Annotated in this window: 1 protein-coding gene and 2 pseudogenes; all 3 read right to left on the bottom strand. The window is 64.3% G+C overall.

Annotated features, from left to right (window positions below):
- Nucleotides 1-539, bottom strand: a pseudogene (locus PLN84_RS13100) (1,4-alpha-glucan branching enzyme); the annotation flags it as partial.
- Nucleotides 536-1690, bottom strand: a complete 1155-nt coding sequence (locus PLN84_RS13105; protein ID WP_348532175.1) for a glycosyltransferase family 4 protein — start codon at nucleotides 1688-1690, stop codon at nucleotides 536-538. The pseudogene PLN84_RS13100 and the gene PLN84_RS13105, both read right to left, overlap by 4 nt.
- Nucleotides 1672-2381 (bottom strand): annotated as a pseudogene (locus PLN84_RS13110) (alpha-amylase); the annotation flags it as partial. The gene PLN84_RS13105 and the pseudogene PLN84_RS13110, both read right to left, overlap by 19 nt.

The following is a 2381-nucleotide window of genomic DNA, read 5'->3' on the forward strand; positions in this document are numbered from 1 at the left end:
ACCTTCCGCCACGACCCGAGATGCACCTCGTAGATGGATATCGGTCCATCGGGAGAGTTCTGCTCCTCGCGGCAGCGCATCCACCCCCGGTCCCGCCAGGGGTAGGCGAGGTCCCAGATGATGGATGCGGTCTTCGGCGGGATCTCCCAGAAATGCGCGAACGGGTCGCCCTTATCTACCGTGTAATTGTTGTACCGGCTCTTGATGCGGTACTTGTAGAGCGCCCCGTGGCCGATATCCGGTATAAACCCTTCCCAGATGCCGGAGTCGTCGCTCCGTGCCAGGAGCGGGTCTCTGCCCGTTTCCCACCCGTTGAAGTCCCCGATGACCGAGACCTCCGCGGCGTTCGGCGCCCAGACCGCAAAGAAGGTTCCCTGCACGCCGCCGGAGACGGCGGAATGCGACCCCAGCTTCTCGTAGAGGCGGGAGTGGCTCCCCTGCCGGAAGAGGTAGACGTCGTAGTCGGTGATGAGGCTCCCGGTCCTCGTGATATCCGATAGCGCCTGCTGCATGAGTTCATCCTCCTCGCCGGTCGTCATCGAAGGCTGCCGGAGAGGACTTTCTTATAGACGCCAAGCATCCTTTCCATGACGACGCTCCACCTGAACTTCTCCATCACCTTCCGGCGCCCGGCCTTCCCGAGCCGCTGCATGTAGGCCGGGTCGTCGATGAGGTGGCAGATTCCCCAGGCAATCGAGTCCGGCCGGACGGGCACCTTGATGCCGTTTATGTAATTGTCGATGTTCTCCGAGAGCCCCCCGACGTCGGTCGCGACGACGCAGCGCTCCGCACTCCACGCCTCCGTGAGGACGAGCCCGAAGGGTTCGTTCCTGCTCGGTATCGCGACGAGGTCGCAGGCGTTCAGGAGCCGGAGGTGTTCCGTATCGGCGACGTAACCGAGGAACTGGACCGGGAGACCGTGCGCCATCCCCTCCAGGTAGCCGCGCATATCCCCGGTGCCGGCGAAGAGGAACTGCACGTCCCAGCGCGTGGCGAGGATCCGGGGTATGGCCTGCATCAGGAGGTCGGGGCCCTTCTGGTAGGTGAGGCGGCCGACGAAGAGGACGACGGGCGCGAGCGGGTGGATGCCGTAGTGCTTCTTCACCTCGCCCGGGTCGACCATGGTGCGGTAGGCGGAAGGATCGATCCCGTTCGGGACGACGGTGACCTTCCATTCGGGGACGTTGTAGAGCCACATCACCTCGGTCTTCGTCGAGTTCGAGACGGTCGTGACCGTCTTTGCGATGTAGCCCCCATACCACTCCTTCCCCGAGATCTCCTGGAACTCCCACCAGCCGCCGAAATTCCCCCCGTGCCGCCCATACTCGGTGGAGTGGTATGAAAAGACGGTGTTGCGATCGCGGAGGAGGTGCATCGCCTCGACGACGTGCCAGTCATGAAAGTGGAGGATGTCGAACGCCGGGGTGTCGCAGGCACGGAAGGCCTTTACGAGCATGGTGCTCATGGTCCTGCAGTACTCGACGATGTTGTCGCCGTAGGGAAGGCAGTAGTGGTAGTGAACGCTGTTGATCGTCGTGTCGTCCCCCTCTCCCCGCGTGAAGAAGTGGACCTCGTGCCCCATCCGGGCGAGGTTCTCGGCGAGCTCGGTCGCCGCCGGCGCAAGCCCGCCCACCTTGAACGTAGAGTGGAGTGATTCCCAGCAGAAGAATGCTAGCTTAAGCGTTTCCATAATTTCCCTATCCTCTTCTGGATCGTCGACTGAAGCCGGATGCGGTCCGAGACACTCCGGATCTTCCCGGCCAGTTTTCCGTCGCCGATGACCTGGTCGATCCACCGGGAGAAGTCTTCCCGCTCGACGTGGTAGCGGATGACGTCGTCCGGAACGAACTCGAGCATGCTCGCGAGTTCCTGGAGGCTGTGGGCGGCGTACCCGACCGGTCGCTCGTGCGACGAGAAGGAGAACGCCTTCTCCGGCGGGACGCACCGGAGCGCGAGAGCGGATTTCGGGGACCGGGTGCCCGCAGACGACCGCTCCTCGGCGTCCGAGAGGATCCGCATGAAGGAGGTGAAGTAGTCGTAGGTCGTCTGGTGGCTGACGGCGTGAAGCGGCCTTCCGCACGAGACCGAGCGCATGGCCATCCTGCGGATGTGGTCCGTATCGAGAAGGCAGCGCCAGACCCCCGGATCCGTAACCAGACCGCCGGCCTGCTCGAGTGCTTCAAGGGCGGACTGCTGCAGGATGGTCCTCTGACAGCCCTGCGGGCCGGGCGGCGCGGTGGTCTTCCCGATCTCCCCGTGCGGCGTCGCCCGTGCGGCATCCGACGGGTGCACGGCCGTTACCCCCTCCGCGGCGAGGGCGGACGGGAGCGCCCGCAGAAACTCGAGGATGCCGGTCGCAGGATCGATGGCGTCCCCGAAGA

The sequence above is a fragment of the Methanoculleus sp. genome, from assembly GCF_035363275.1.
Lineage (GTDB): Archaea > Halobacteriota > Methanomicrobia > Methanomicrobiales > Methanoculleaceae > Methanoculleus.

Bases quoted from the DNA above. Each gene is read 5' to 3' on its own strand.
- PLN84_RS13105 (WP_348532175.1), bottom strand. From the start codon at position 1,690: ATGGAAACGCTTAAGCTAGCATTCTTCTGCTGGGAATCACTCCACTCT.